Genomic DNA, 13998 nt, shown 5'->3' on the forward strand with positions numbered 1-13998 from the left:
AGAGAAATTTTCTATGGCAGATAAACCGCAGACAAGATCTCAGTACCGCAATAGCAAGGCAAATAATCAACCTGAGACTCAAAAATCAACTGGAAAAGGACGCCGTATCACTGGAAATGTTTTTAAAGTGGTATTTTTCACAGCCCTTTTCGTAGCATTTGCTGGAATTGCTGGTGGCGCAACCATGTTTTATACTTACGCAAAAGAAGCGCCAAAGCTGACAGATGCCAAACTACGTGACCCTCTATCATCTAAGATTTTAGATAAAAACGGAGATGTTTACGCAGAAATCGGTAAAGAACGCCGGGAATATATTGAGTATAAAGATATCCCAAAACAGCTAGAGAACGCCGTACTATCAACGGAAGACTCTCGTTTTTACGAACATGATGGTATGGACCCAATTCGCCTAGTAAGTGCCGCAGCAGGTAACATTACAGGTGGTTTCGGTTCTCAAGGTGCGAGTACATTAACACAGCAAATCATTAAAATGTCTTATCTCGATTACACGAATAAAACGTTGAGCCGTAAAGCCCAAGAAGCTTGGATGGCCATTCAACTCGAAGAAAAATACAGCAAACAAGAACTACTAGAAATTTACATTAATAAAGTCTATTTATCCGACGGCGTTCATGGTATGGAGACTGCCGCCGAGCATTATTATGGCAAGAAACTAAAAGACTTGAACCTAGCGCAAACCGCTTTAATCGCAGGTATGCCACAAAGTCCAAACCGTTTCAACCCATTCACACACCCAGATTTAGCAAAAAATCGTCGTGATATCGTTTTGAAATTAATGTATAACAACGATAAAATTTCAAAATCCGACATGGAAGCAGCGCAAGCACTCCCAATTACAGATGGACTTGTGGACGAAGCGACACGCAAACAAAAAACGTATGCGTATGATACGTATGTGGACCAAGTAATCGACGAAATTGGCGACAAATACAATCCATTTACAGATGGCTTAACAATCTATACAGCACTTGACCCCGACGCACAAAAATACACAGAAAAAATGCTGAATACAGATGATGTCATCAATTATCCAGACAAGAAATTCCAAGCTGGTGTTGTTGTAATGGATACGACAACAGGACGCGTACAAGCACTTGGTGGTGGACGCGAAACAGCAGAATCCAAGAAAGTATCGCGTGGCTTAAACCGAGCAACCGATATTAAACGCCAACCTGGTTCAACGATGAAACCAATTTTAGGGTATGCGCCAGCGATTGAATATTTAGATTGGTCAACCGCTCATATTTTAGACGATGCGCCTTATCAGTATTCTAGTGGACAAGAACTTCGCAACTATGACTCTGGTTATCTAGGCGAAATGTCCATGCGTCGCGCGCTTTATTTATCACGAAACATCCCAGCCGTTAAAGCTTCCAAAGAGGTCGGCTATGATCGTGCCCGTGATTTTGCGAATAACCTTGGTTTGAACTACAAAGAAGTATATGAATCAACTGTTATCGGAAGTGGTGAAGCCTCTCCTATCCAAATGGCCGGCGCGTACGGTGCATTCGGTAATGGTGGCGTGTATAACCAACCACATACCGTAACAAAAATCGTCCTTTCTGACGGCAAAACAGAAGTAAACATGGAACCAGAATCTGTCGTAGCGATGAAAGCTTCTACAGCCTATATGATTAGCGACATGTTAAAAGATGTCCTAACACAGGGAACTGGTACACGCGCTAACATCCCAGGTTGGAACATTGCTGCCAAAACTGGTACAACCAACTACGATGAAGCCGTACGTATCAAGAATGGCATTCCAAGTGACGGCACACCAGACTCATGGTTTGTCGGTTACTCCCCTCGTTATACCGTTTCTGTTTGGACTGGTTATGACGAGCCGAACAAAAATTATTTATCACCTAGCGAAACGCGCATTGCCGCTTACATGTTTAAAGCGATGATGGAACACCTCGTTGCAGGCGAGAAAAACCCTGACTTCAAGAAACCAAGCAACGTGAACGAAATTCCAGTTATCATCGGTTCTAACCCAATTACGCGTGCAGCAGCAGGAGCTAGTGGTTCGAATATTTCGTATGAACTTTTCCTAGACGGTACCGTGCCAACAAGAACATCTCAAGCAGAGAAGAAAGAATCCGATACAGACAAGGATAAAGAAAAAGATACGCAAACAGACGCAGAGAAGAAAGCTGCTGAAGAAAAAGCGAAGAAAGAACAAGAAGCCGCAGACAAAGAAAAAGCGAAGAAAGATGCAGAAGATGCTGCCAAAAAAGCACAAGAAGATGCCGATAAAGCATCACTTCAAGCTCCAGGCGGACTAAACGCATCCTACAACGCAGCAACAAAAACTATCTCGGCAAGCTGGTCGTCCAATGGCGCAGGCGTCACCTATGATGTCAGCGTAAACGGACAGACGCAGAACTACGCCACAACATCGATTAGCGTCGGTGGCGGCTCACCAGGATCAACCGTCGTCATCACAGTCGTTCCAGTAAAAGATGGAAAACGTGGTTCACCAGCATCCACAACCGTAACGATTCCAGCAGAACAAACACAACCTAATAACGACCAACAAACAACACCACCAGCTGGCGATACGAGTGGATCACAAAATAATACTAATCCAACAACAAACCCATAAAAAAGAAGGACCGGCGTTCACGATTATGTGAGCGCTGGTCCTTTTAATATGTCGTTTTTAGAACGAGTTTTCGCTGTTCTTTTACGAGTTCATTTAATTGTTTAAATGCGGGGTAACCATCTGGGCGTTCCATCACAAATGCCAGCCGCTCTTCAAGATTCATCGGAATAACTTCTAGCGTCTCCATATGCGCCTCTAGATTATCCAACTGTACAGGCCGTCTGTTGCTCCAAAACAACATCGAAAGGTAAATGCCTACCCCATCTCGAATAATCGCCATATCGGGCGTCTCACGCAGTTTAAACGAGGCATCTAATTCTTGCGCGATGTTCTTCCATTGTTTCGCCATTCGTTGGCAAGCGCGCGCAGGGTCCGTATGCCACGGCATCTCTCCCCGACCTCGCGTATAGAAAAGCTGCTCCTGCCAAAACGGCAAGCCACTCACAAAAATCGAATCCTCATCTAGTTCATACGTCGCCACATGCGGCGATTTAAAAAATGGATGCTCCAATTCTTTTGCGTACTGAAAATCAGCCATCAAACCCTCTCGCTTTCGCTTGTTTTTTACCTTCACGACAAAGGTATAATAATGGACAAGTGGAACATTCCGGCTTCTTCGCTTTGCAATGATAGCGCCCAAAGAAAATCAAATAATGATGGGCATCGGACCACATATCTTCTGGCAATTTACGCATCAACGTATTTTCAACTTCCGTCACAGAATCTTTCCAACGACAAATTCCCAAACGCTTAGACACACGCTCCACGTGCGTATCAACGGCAATCGCTGGCACACCAAAGCCAACAGAAAGCACCACATTCGCCGTTTTGCGACCAACACCAGGGAGACTTTCTAATTCGGCATGCGTTTGTGGCACCTCTCCGCCAAACTCATCTCGAATTTTGCGCGATAACGCTTGGATATTCTTCGCTTTATTCCGATACAAGCCGATGGAACGAATATCGTTTTCTAGTTCTTCCAGTGGGACTTGGATGTAATCTTCCGGTTCATGGTATTTCTCAAAAAGAGACGCTGTCACGCGGTTAACCAAAACATCGGTACATTGCGCCGAAAGCACGACAGCTACTAATAATTCAAAAGTATTCTTATGCTCGAGTTCACAGTGGGCGGCAGGAAACATCTCTGCCATGGTCTCGATGCACATCACGGTTTGTTTATTTGTTAGCATTCCTTCACCCTTTTCTTTTATCTAGCCAATCATAAAGTGGAATCGAGTTCTCACTTTTCTTTACCCGAATTCCCATGGTTTTATCCGCATTTGGCGTTCCTACTTGCTCATGAAAAGCGGCGGACGCGGCGCGGGCTTGTTCCGCGGTCTTAATATTTTGGCGGTTCCAGTTGAGCAAAATCCGATCAATATACCGAAAACTTAACTTCTGCGAAATAACCGCTTCTTTTAATGCCTCTCGAATCAACTCCGGATTATTGCGATCTTGGTCAATCCAAGCCGACAACATCTCTGCTTCCATCGGTGATAATGGCCGCCCAAATTCTTGTTCAAATTGCGAATACAAGCTGATTTGTACCTGTTGCTGCGACACGACTTGTTGTTCTTCATGCATATTTTCAAAAAGAAGCATCAACTTCTCCCAAAGCGGTTCTAGCGTGTAGCTTTCTGCAAGTACTTGCGCCGTGCCCTCTTGTTGTTTAATCGCAATCAATCGTTTTGTCACAAGCGCCTGAATGACCCGAAAAGCTTGTTCGGTAGACAGTGTCATTCGCTTTGCAATGTCTTCCATCGACGGAAAATAAATTTGCTTTTCCAAGAAGGATTGTAACTGCAAAACAACGACAAGCTCTTGTTCATCCATGCCAAGTTTCGCATAATTTTCGACCAATACGTGCGGCAACGTGACATACCCTGCCTCTAACCATTTTTGCATTATTTTATTATCCATCGCAAAACACCTCACTAAAAATTATACCACGAAAAACACCTCAATCGTGCTGAAAAAACTTTTTTGGGAGGCTTTTTGTCATTTTAGCGAGGATTCATCTCTTTTGTCGTATCAAAAAAGAGAATTGGCATCAAGTGACACCGAATTCTCTCTTTGTAAATTATGGATATAAACGATTTAACAAACGTGGGAATGGGATGGTTTCACGAACGTGTTCTGTGCCGGAAATCCAAGCAACTGTACGTTCTAAGCCAAGTCCAAAACCTGAGTGCGGAACAGAACCGTAACGGGCTAAATCTAAATACCAGCTATACGCTTCTAAGTCCAAATCAAATTCTTTCATACGCGCTTCTAAAATCGCTAGTTCATGAATACGCTCAGAACCACCAATGATTTCGCCGTAGCCTTCTGGCGCAATCAAGTCCGCACATAGCACGACTTCACTGTTGTTCGGATCTTCTGGCATATAAAACGGTTTAATCGCTTTTGGATAGTGCGTAATAAATACTGGTTTCTCAAAATTATCCGCAATCGCCGTTTCGTGTGGCGCACCAAAATCGTCGCCCCATTCAATGTCATCAAATCCTAATTTCTTCAGCAACTCAATCGCTTCTGTATACGTAATACGCGGGAATGGCGCAACCATCTTCTCTAAATGCGACACATCGCGACCTAAGCGATCCAATTCCAAACGACAGTTCTTAAGTACAGCCGCAACTAAGAATGCCACATAGTTCTCTTGTACCTTCAAGCTATCTTCTAATTTATAAAATGCCATTTCTGGCTCAATCATCCAAAACTCAATTAAATGACGGCGCGTTTTTGATTTCTCCGCACGGAAAGTTGGCCCGAATGAGAAAACCTTGCCAAATGCCATCGCAGCAGCTTCCATGTAAAGCTGACCACTTTGCGACAAGAAAGCATCTTCTTCAAAATATTTCGTATGGAATAATTCTGTTGTACCTTCCGGCGCACTTCCTGTCAAAATCGGTGGATCAATTTTCAAGAAACCTTCTTGGTTGAAAAACTCGTATGTCGCGCGAATAATTTCATTTCTGATTTTCATAATCGCGTGTTGACGATTTGAGCGCAACCATAAGTGACGGTGATCCATCAAGAACTCAGTTCCGTGTTCTTTTGGCGTAATTGGGTAATCGACCGCTTCACTAATCACTTCAATACCAGTCACAGCCATTTCATAACCGAACGGTGAACGTGTATCCTCGTGAATGACACCTGTCACGTATAAACTTGTTTCTTGCGACGTACTTTTTGCGATTTGGAAAATGTCTTCCCCGACGTCTGCTTTAACAACAACGCCTTGCATGAATCCAGTACCGTCACGTAATTGTAAAAACGCGATTTTACCGCTAGAACGTTTATTGCTAAGCCAACCGCCGATTTTCACTTCTTTGTCTACATAATTTGCTGCTTGATTAATCGTAATTTGCATGTTTACACTCCCTAATTTTTCATAAAATCTTTCATTCGGTTCAGCGCTTGTTCAAATAATGCTGGATCTGTCGCATAGGAAATGCGGATATAGTCTGGCATGCCGAACCCTGAGCCTGGAACAACTGCCACGAACGCATCGTTTAATAATTTGTCCGCCAAAACATCCGCACTCTCAAAACCTTTTAACCGCACTGCTTCTGAGACATCGATAAAGAAATAGAACGCACCGCTTGGTTTCTTCGGTTTAAAACCAGGAATCGATTCCAAAATCGGATAAAAGCGCTCCATCCGCTCTTCAAAAGCTTTGTACATACTTTCTGGCACGGATTGATCGCCATTGTATGCTTCCACAGCCGCATATTGCGCATTCGCTGTTGGGTTACTCGTCAAATGATCGGCAAGTCGTCCCATCACCGCAATAATCGGTTCTGCCGCAGCCGCATAGCCAATACGCCATCCAGTCATCGCATACGCCTTTGAAACACCATTAATGACAATCGTTAATTCATATAGCGCATCACTCAAGGACGCAATCGACACAAGATCGCTTTTGTCGCCGTAATACAGCTTCTCATAAATTTCATCTGAGATAATATAAATCCCATGTTTCTCCGCTACTTCACCAATCGCTAAGAGTTCCGCTTTTGAATACGTCATTCCCGTTGGATTATTTGGTGAATTAAGCACAATGGCACGCGTTTTAGGCGTCACTGCTTGCTCAAAATTAGCCGCGGTTATTTTGAAATCCGCATCAAAACCAGTCTCAACAAAAATTGGCTCCCCGCCAGCAAGTTTAATTTGCTCTGGATACGTGACCCAGTATGGCACAGGCACAATGACTTCATCACCAGGATTCAAAATCGCCTGAAACGCGCAATAAAGCACATGTTTCGCACCTGTTCCCACAAAAATTTGACTCGGTTTATACGTCAAAAACTGATCTTGTTTTAACTTATCAATAATGGCTTGCTTTAGTTCTGGTATACCAGTTGTTGCCGTATATTTCGTATAGCCTTTATTCATTGAATCCACAGCAGCATCAATGATATTTTGTGGCGTATTAAAATCTGGTTCCCCAGCGCCTAAAGCAATCACATCAATTCCAGACTGTTTCATCTCTCTTGCTTTCGCTGTAATCGCAAGCGTTGGCGATGCAGCTATTTTTTGGACACGTTTTGATAGCGGTAGATCCATGGGCTTTCCCTCCTAATTTGTTAAAACCTATAAATTCTCAATTGCACGATACCATTCGCCAGTCTCGAAATCCACATCATAATAATTCAGACTGCCCGAACTATCCAAATAGGAAATCTCCCAAATCGGTACCCCTTTATCCATACCAAGCGTCACATTTAACAACTTCGCAGGATTTTTCTCTTGTTTCACTTTGGCAATGGCTTCATTTTTGGTAATACCATCTGACGCATATTTGACAACAACCGTGTCTTTCTTGCTTTTTGGTACCCAAACGATGATGTTCTTGCCCTTGCTATTCTTTCCAGTGAGCACATAATACACACCGTTCGCGCCATTATACAAATAAAAATCGTCCTGCTGTTTCAAATCTACCTTGCCATCGATTCTCGCAAGCGCCGTTGCTTCATCCGCACGAACCGGCTTCTGCGCACTATAAAAGAAGGTAAAAATACCCGCAATTAACAAAAACAATACACCAATACTGAGCCAAATCCACTTCCAGTAACTTCCTCGATTACGTTTTCGCAACATATCTACTCTCATTTCTCTTAGCTTTTACGCTGTGTTCGCCATTGTGGCATAGACTTATTATAGCAATACAAGCCCCATATTTGAAGCGAAAATCATATTTATTCAAAAAATTTCTTTACTTCCTTTAATAATTCCGTCTCCGTTGCTTTCACAATCGGCACTGTCGGAATCGAATGCAAGAACGCTTTCCCAAAATTTGTCGTATCTACGCGGTTATCAAACACAAACACAATGCCCCGGTCTGTTTCCCGGCGAATCAAACGGCCAAACCCTTGTTTAAAGCGCAATACGGCTTCTGGAAGCGAGTAATGTTGGAACGCATTTTGCCCCATTTTTTTACGCAAAGCAATCTGGGCTTTTGTGTACGGATCTTCTAATGGTGCGAATGGCAGGCGGACAATCACCAAGCACGACAAATCGTCCCCAGGAATATCAATCCCTTCCCAAAAACTCATCGTTCCGAGCAAAATCGCCTTATCTAGCGCCATAAATTGTTTCGTTAATCGCGCCGTGCTTCCTGATGACACGCCTTGCGCTAAAATACGAAATTCTTCAATCGAGTTGTCCTGATACATTTTCCGATATGTTTTTAGCAACATGTCATTGGCGGTAAACAGCACGAGCATACGGCCTGACGTTTCTTTGGCAATCGCGCTTAAATAAGACGCCAACTGATTCGTGTACTCTTCCACCGGCGTTCCTTTCACAGGCTTCATATCAGCAGGAATCAACACCCGGGCATTCGCCTCATAATCAAACGGAGACTTAATCTGCATCGTCACCACGTCATTATCCAACCCTAGATCCTCTTGAATATAGTCAAAAGAATCATCCACGGTAAGCGTTGCCGACGTTAGCACAACCCCTTTTTTAGCTTGGAAAAACTCTCTTTGTAGCGTGTGATTTACCTGAATAATGTTCGCGCGTAATCGGATACTACCAAGCGCCCGATTACGATCTGATTCAATATAAAGCAACATCGCCTCTTCTTTCTCATAGAGCATCATCGTCAACTGTTTCTCCGCATGCTTCCAGTCCATTCCAAAAGCATACACCTCTTCTAAGAACGCCACATCAGACTCACTCGCAGCTTCCGCTTCTTGTTTTCCGCGAACCAACACAGAATCAATCGCCGCACTCACTTCACGCATAAGCAAAAGCACTTTCTCCCCTGCATAAAATAGCGCTTCATCGAGCTCCTCATCAATCACATTCTCCACCAAAATTAATTCCGTCGAATTTTTCGTTGCCTGCGTAAGCTTCTGCGCCAGTTGCACAAACAACTCTTCCAACGCCACTTCTAATTTCACAATCGCCAAATCCGCGTCGAATAGCTGATGATGCTCTGGAAACTGTTGCGCCAACTGATTTAACAATCCATCCTTATCCAGCGTACCAAAACGATTCATAAAGAATTTCATGCGCCGATACGAAAAGACAAAACTTTGCTGCGTCCTTGCGGCATCCGTAAAATGATGCGCCTCATCAATCACAACATAATCATACGAAGGCAAAATGTGGCGAGTCGAAAAATGATCTTGCAATAACAGCGCATGGTTCACAATAATCAAATCTGCAACTTCCGCCTGCTTCTGATTAAACAAATAGAAATCATGCATTAACCACGGGTCTTTCTGCGGCGACAAAAACCAGCCCGTATGCTTCATCCGGTTCCAAAACAATTGCCCACCACTAGACAAATTGACCTCATCAATATCTCCGGTCATCGTCTCCGTCAACCATACTAGTAGCTGCATCTTCGTCAATACCACATCGTACGTCTTATCCACTTCATGCAACAACTGTTCAAACTTAAATAAATTAATATAATGATCACGACCCTTTAAAACCACAGCCTGCACGTCAAATCCCGCTATTTTTTCAAGCAATGGGATATCCTTCAAAAACATCTGCGACTGCAAAAGGTTCGTATATGTACTCACCACAATCGGAATTTGCCGTTCCTTCGCAAAATAAATCGCCGGTAAAAAATAGCCCAGCGTCTTTCCAATACCAGTTCCCGCCTCAATCAACGCCTTCTGTTCCTGCTGCCAAGCCTCCATCACCGTATCCATCATTAAAAACTGACCCGTTCGTGGCATCAATTCCGCATGATTTGTTGCAAATAAAGCGGCCTTCTCCTCATTTGTCGCTGGAAAAACAAGATCATCCGCCCGACTATAACTCGCATGTCGCACATCCTTCTTGCAAATTACTAATCCCCGATACTCCAGCCATTTCGCATCAAGCGGCGCCAATTCCTGTTCCTTTCGCATCTCCACTTCGAAAAAAAGCTCCGCCAAGTACCCCGTCAAATGCTGCGATAACGTCGTTAATTTACGAATCGTCGCAAGCGGCAACGTCTCCATTTTCTCCAAAAAGAACAGCAACAATTCCGCCGTCACACGCGCATCACTATCCGCCCGATGTGGCGCGTCATGCCCAAAACCGAACTCATCCGCCAAATCTTGCAACTTATAACTATCCACCGTCGGATACATAATCCGCGCCAACTCCACCGTATCTAACAATTTCATCTTGAGCGGTGGCTCCCCTGCCTCACGCATTTCCTTTTGCAAAAATGTCCAATCAAAACTCACATTATGCGCAACAAAAATAGACCCATCAATCAAGGAATGGATAATCGAGGAAACATCTTCAAACAAAGGCGCATCTTTCACATCTTTGTCCGAAATACCCGTCAACTCTTTAATAAAAGGAGGAATGCGTTTTTCCGGATTCAAAAACGTTGAAAACTGATCCACAATCTGACCATTCTCAATAATACACGCTGAAAATTGAATAATTTTATCTGATTTTGCAGCCTGATTTCCAGTCGTTTCTAAATCCACCACAATATAACGCTTATTCTTCATGCTTGCTTCCCCCTCGTACCAACCAGTTTCTTAATAAATAGCAGAGAATAGGACGTATTTTTCCGCCCTATTCTCATAACACAAACCCTTTAAAGCGTTGTCTGTGCTTCTTCTTTTGGCAAATACTGCGCAATACCATTCGCCTCGTCTAATACCACAATCTTCGGCTCATGCACAGCAGCTTCTTCCTTCGTAAACACACCGTAAGACATAATAATAACGGTATCTCCCACTTGCGTCAAACGCGCTGCTGCCCCGTTCAAACAAATGATGCCACTCCCACGCTTACCAGGAATAATATACGTTTCCAATCGTGCCCCATTATTATTATTTACAATCTGCACCTTTTCATTTGGCAACATATCCACTGCCTCTAAAATTGCCTCATCAATCGTGATACTGCCAACATATTGAAGGTTCGCTTCTGTCACAGTAGCCCGATGAATTTTACCGTTCATCATTGTGCGCAACATCTCGCTCACCTCCTATAATTACATTATCAATCAACCGCGCCTTGCTATACTGCACACAAATCGCAATAATAACTGGCGCATTCCAATCTTCTATTTCCTCAAAGCTCGGAAAACCAAACATATCCAAATAAACGATTCCCTGATGCGACGTTTTCTGATTCACAAATTTGCGCACACTTTCCAAAATCTGTGTCTTGTTCTTAAGATGTATGTGCTGACGCGCATCTAGCAACGCTTGCTGAATAACAGGCGCATCCGCACGCTCTTGCTCCGTCAAATACACATTGCGCGAACTCTTCGCCAAACCGTCTTGTTCTCTAACTGTAGGAACAACCCGAATCTTCACTGGGAAAAAATAATCCGCCACAAAACCTTCCACAACAGCGACTTGTTGCGCGTCTTTCTGGCCAAAATACGCCTTGTTCGGCTGCACTAAATGAAACAATTTCGCAAGCACCGTCAGCACCCCGTCAAAATGCCCCACACGCGTTGCCCCATCCAAAACAGACACACGCTTCCTCGCTTGAATCACCGACGTTAATTCATCCGGGTACATCTCTTGAACAGCAGGTAAAAACAAAATCGAAACACCATTTTCCCGCGCTAAACGAATATCGCGTGCCTCATCTCGCGGATAACTTTCAAAATCCTCATTTGGCCCAAACTGCGTCGGATTCACAAAAATGCTCATAACAACCACATTATTTTCACGTCTCGCAGCATCCACCAAAGCAAAATGCCCTTCATGCAAATAACCCATTGTCGGTACAAAACCAATCGTTTGCTGATCCTTTTTCAACGTAGCAATCGCGTCACAAAGCGCTTCACGTTCTCTAATAATCTGCATGTCATTCGCCCCCATAAAGGCCTTGCAAAGCTTCATCACTCATCGTAAAGGTATGCTCCAAAGCAGGGAAAACGCCCGCCTTCACATCCGAAACAAAACCCGCCAACGCTTCATCTATGAGCGCATCCGCATTGGCATATGTTTTCACAAACTTCGCGACACGATCTGTCCCATACTGCACGATATCATGATAAACAAGCACTTGCCCATCCGTATCCACACCAGCTCCGATACCAATAGTCGGTATGCCGATAGCTTGACTTACTTCTTTCGCAAGTTGGCGAGGAATCGCTTCTAAAACAAGTGCAATCGCCCCGGCTTGTTCTGCAGCCTTCGCATTTTCAATCAAGGTTTTTGCCGCATCGACTGATTTTGCTTGGACTTTATAGCTACCTGTCAAACCGACCGTTTGCGGCGTCAAACCAAGATGTGCAACAACCGCCACACCACCAGCACTCAGATGCGCAATCTTTGAAAAAACATCGCCCGCGCCTTCTACTTTCAAAGCATTGGCGCCAGTTTCTTGAATGATTTCGCGCGCATGACGAATCGTTTCTTCCACAGAACCATGGTAGCTTAAAAAAGGCATATCCGTCACAATAAATGTATCGGGGGCACCGCGTCGAACTGCCTTGGTATGATGAATCATATCCGCTACTGTCACTGGAATCGTAGAATCATAGCCAAGCACGACCATACCTAACGAGTCGCCTACTAGAATCATGTCTACACCAGCTTTTTGTGCACCTTTTGCTGACGGATAATCATACGCTGTAACCATTGTCATCTTCTCCTGCGACGCTTTCATTTGTACGAAATCCACAGGTTTCTTCATTGCTATCTACTCCTTTTGTCTCTGTCCAACACGGGATCAAAGCAAACGTATTTTTCTTAAAGAAAGCATGTACCGTTCCATCACTGGATACAGCCAATAGTTGCTTTCCTCCCTGCTATAGTAACACATTTAGATAGCTTTAAAAAGCAGTTCAACCCGCATAATTATACGAAAGACGCATGCTTTTACTTCCTAACATGCGCCTTGTTCTTATTTACTATACTTATCAAACCAGGCCGCTAGTGCTTTCTCATCGTCATTTCCATCATAGCGTGACACTTCTTTGCCATTTTCTAGATAGAAAATCACTGGGACTGTTTTCACTTTCATATCTTGCAAAAATTGCTTCGCTTGTTCTTCCTTTTCTTTTCGTGCCGCGTCTGTATCAAAATAATCCAAACGCATATTTTTATCTTTCAACACCTTATCTAGCGTTGGCTGAAACGCTTGGCAATCCGGACAAGTCGGTCTTCCAATATACACAAAACCACTATCTTTATTTTCCAATTTCGTTTGGAATTCCGCCAATGTTATTTTATCCAACTGTTTACTGTCTTCCGTCTTACTCCCGCCGCATGCAGCGAGCACTACAACTAAACCTATTACAACGAACAAAAGGTATTTCTTCATGTATCTTTAATCCCCTTACTTTCATATTGGTAATATTAAGTGAATATCTAATGGCTCTAATTCAAACAAATAGGCATCTGGAGGCATTGCTAACTCCGCGCCTAATCGCATATAAAAATCAACTGTATTGCGCACTGGTGTCGCCGAAATGTATAGTTCGCTTGCTCCAAGTTCCGTCGCCTCCTGCGTGGCAATATCGACAAGCCGTCTGCCTAGTCCTTGCTTCCGGTAATCATGACTGACATACAGCATGTCTAACTTCATCGTCTTCCCATGAATCAGATAGCCTTCTAACGACACAATGCCAACTAACACGTTATTATCAAACGCACCAATAATAACCCCTTCACCGTCAAAAACCGATTGCAAGCGTTGCAAATAAAGCCCTAATTCGCTTTCTAGCCAACCATCAATATCATAAAATTCCCTCACAAGACGCAACTCGTGATCGCGAACATAGTACACTTCTTCCACCAATTCTTTACGGTCAATTTGCTTTAATTTCTCCAATTCCTTACGCGCCAGCCATCTAAACTCCATCTGCCAACTCTCCTTTTCCAGCGGTTTTATCTAGTATACTAAACTCCCCACGAAAAGAAAAAAGCCGA

General features: G+C 43.7%; 13 protein-coding genes. 1 reads left to right on the forward strand and 12 read right to left on the reverse strand.

Going from position 1 to position 13998, the window contains the following annotated elements:
- The first annotated feature begins 13 nt into the window (after nucleotides 1-13).
- The gene (locus tag EP57_RS08340) at nucleotides 14-2626 is read left to right on the forward strand and encodes a PBP1A family penicillin-binding protein (protein ID WP_052167615.1); all 2613 of its coding nucleotides are present in this window, start codon (nucleotides 14-16) and stop codon (nucleotides 2624-2626) included.
- Between the two features lie 43 nt (nucleotides 2627-2669).
- Here the strand turns inward: EP57_RS08340 and EP57_RS08345 are convergent, their stop codons facing one another.
- From EP57_RS08345 to EP57_RS08400, 12 genes are all read right to left on the reverse strand, one after another.
- Entirely contained in the window at nucleotides 2670-3164 is a 495-nt protein-coding gene (locus EP57_RS08345) for a YpoC family protein (protein WP_036085797.1), read from the reverse strand.
- Nucleotides 3157-3816, reverse strand: coding sequence for an endonuclease III (gene nth / locus EP57_RS08350; RefSeq protein ID WP_036085798.1), 660 nt, complete (start codon nucleotides 3814-3816; stop codon nucleotides 3157-3159). Before nth ends, EP57_RS08345 begins: the two co-directional genes overlap by 8 nt.
- Nucleotides 3817-3820: 4 nt before the next feature.
- Nucleotides 3821-4546 carry a DnaD domain-containing protein gene (locus tag EP57_RS08355; RefSeq protein WP_036085799.1) on the reverse strand — a complete coding sequence of 242 codons (726 nt, stop codon included), beginning with the start codon at nucleotides 4544-4546 and terminating at the stop codon, nucleotides 3821-3823.
- A gap of 160 nt (nucleotides 4547-4706) precedes the next feature.
- Nucleotides 4707-5999, reverse strand: a complete 1293-nt coding sequence (gene asnS / locus EP57_RS08360; RefSeq protein WP_036085800.1) for an asparagine--tRNA ligase — start codon at nucleotides 5997-5999, stop codon at nucleotides 4707-4709.
- Nucleotides 6000-6010: 11 nt separating this feature from the next.
- Nucleotides 6011-7195 carry a pyridoxal phosphate-dependent aminotransferase gene (locus tag EP57_RS08365; protein ID WP_036085801.1) on the reverse strand — a complete coding sequence of 395 codons (1185 nt, stop codon included), beginning with the start codon at nucleotides 7193-7195 and terminating at the stop codon, nucleotides 6011-6013.
- A gap of 27 nt (nucleotides 7196-7222) precedes the next feature.
- A complete protein-coding gene (locus EP57_RS08370; RefSeq protein ID WP_036085802.1) occupies nucleotides 7223-7729 on the reverse strand; it encodes a cell wall elongation regulator TseB-like domain-containing protein in 507 nt (168 codons plus the stop codon).
- Between the two features lie 98 nt (nucleotides 7730-7827).
- Entirely contained in the window at nucleotides 7828-10605 is a 2778-nt protein-coding gene (gene dinG / locus EP57_RS08375) for an ATP-dependent DNA helicase DinG (protein WP_036085803.1), read from the reverse strand.
- An 89-nt stretch (nucleotides 10606-10694) separates the two neighbouring features.
- Nucleotides 10695-11078, reverse strand: coding sequence for an aspartate 1-decarboxylase (gene panD, locus EP57_RS08380; RefSeq protein WP_036085805.1), 384 nt, complete (start codon nucleotides 11076-11078; stop codon nucleotides 10695-10697).
- Entirely contained in the window at nucleotides 11053-11925 is an 873-nt protein-coding gene (panC, locus tag EP57_RS08385; protein ID WP_036085807.1) for a pantoate--beta-alanine ligase, read from the reverse strand. The genes panD and panC overlap by 26 nt, the downstream gene beginning before the upstream one ends.
- Before the next feature lies 1 nt (nucleotide 11926).
- Entirely contained in the window at nucleotides 11927-12760 is an 834-nt protein-coding gene (gene panB / locus EP57_RS08390; protein WP_036085808.1) for a 3-methyl-2-oxobutanoate hydroxymethyltransferase, read from the reverse strand.
- Nucleotides 12761-12970: 210 nt separating this feature from the next.
- The gene (locus tag EP57_RS08395; protein ID WP_036085809.1) at nucleotides 12971-13390 is read right to left on the reverse strand and encodes a thioredoxin family protein; all 420 of its coding nucleotides are present in this window, start codon (nucleotides 13388-13390) and stop codon (nucleotides 12971-12973) included.
- Between the two features lie 21 nt (nucleotides 13391-13411).
- The gene (locus EP57_RS08400) at nucleotides 13412-13930 is read right to left on the reverse strand and encodes a GNAT family N-acetyltransferase (RefSeq protein WP_036085810.1); all 519 of its coding nucleotides are present in this window, start codon (nucleotides 13928-13930) and stop codon (nucleotides 13412-13414) included.
- Nucleotides 13931-13998 lie beyond the last annotated feature (68 nt).

It is taken from the genome of Listeria booriae, assembly GCF_000766865.1.
In the GTDB taxonomy this organism is placed as follows: domain Bacteria; phylum Bacillota; class Bacilli; order Lactobacillales; family Listeriaceae; genus Listeria_A; species Listeria_A booriae.

Coding starts and splice junctions, on each gene's coding strand:
- EP57_RS08340 (WP_052167615.1), top strand. CDS start 14: ATGGCAGATAAACCGCAGACAAGATCTCAGTACCGCAATAGCAAGGCA.
- EP57_RS08345 (WP_036085797.1), bottom strand. CDS start 3,164: ATGGCTGATTTTCAGTACGCAAAAGAATTGGAGCATCCATTTTTTAAA.
- nth (WP_036085798.1), bottom strand. CDS start 3,816: ATGCTAACAAATAAACAAACCGTGATGTGCATCGAGACCATGGCAGAG.
- EP57_RS08355 (WP_036085799.1), bottom strand. CDS start 4,546: ATGGATAATAAAATAATGCAAAAATGGTTAGAGGCAGGGTATGTCACG.
- asnS (WP_036085800.1), bottom strand. CDS start 5,999: ATGCAAATTACGATTAATCAAGCAGCAAATTATGTAGACAAAGAAGTG.
- EP57_RS08365 (WP_036085801.1), bottom strand. CDS start 7,195: ATGGATCTACCGCTATCAAAACGTGTCCAAAAAATAGCTGCATCGCCA.
- EP57_RS08370 (WP_036085802.1), bottom strand. CDS start 7,729: ATGTTGCGAAAACGTAATCGAGGAAGTTACTGGAAGTGGATTTGGCTC.
- dinG (WP_036085803.1), bottom strand. CDS start 10,605: ATGAAGAATAAGCGTTATATTGTGGTGGATTTAGAAACGACTGGAAAT.
- panD (WP_036085805.1), bottom strand. CDS start 11,078: ATGTTGCGCACAATGATGAACGGTAAAATTCATCGGGCTACTGTGACA.
- panC (WP_036085807.1), bottom strand. CDS start 11,925: ATGCAGATTATTAGAGAACGTGAAGCGCTTTGTGACGCGATTGCTACG.
- panB (WP_036085808.1), bottom strand. CDS start 12,760: ATGAAGAAACCTGTGGATTTCGTACAAATGAAAGCGTCGCAGGAGAAG.
- EP57_RS08395 (WP_036085809.1), bottom strand. CDS start 13,390: ATGAAGAAATACCTTTTGTTCGTTGTAATAGGTTTAGTTGTAGTGCTC.
- EP57_RS08400 (WP_036085810.1), bottom strand. CDS start 13,930: ATGGAGTTTAGATGGCTGGCGCGTAAGGAATTGGAGAAATTAAAGCAA.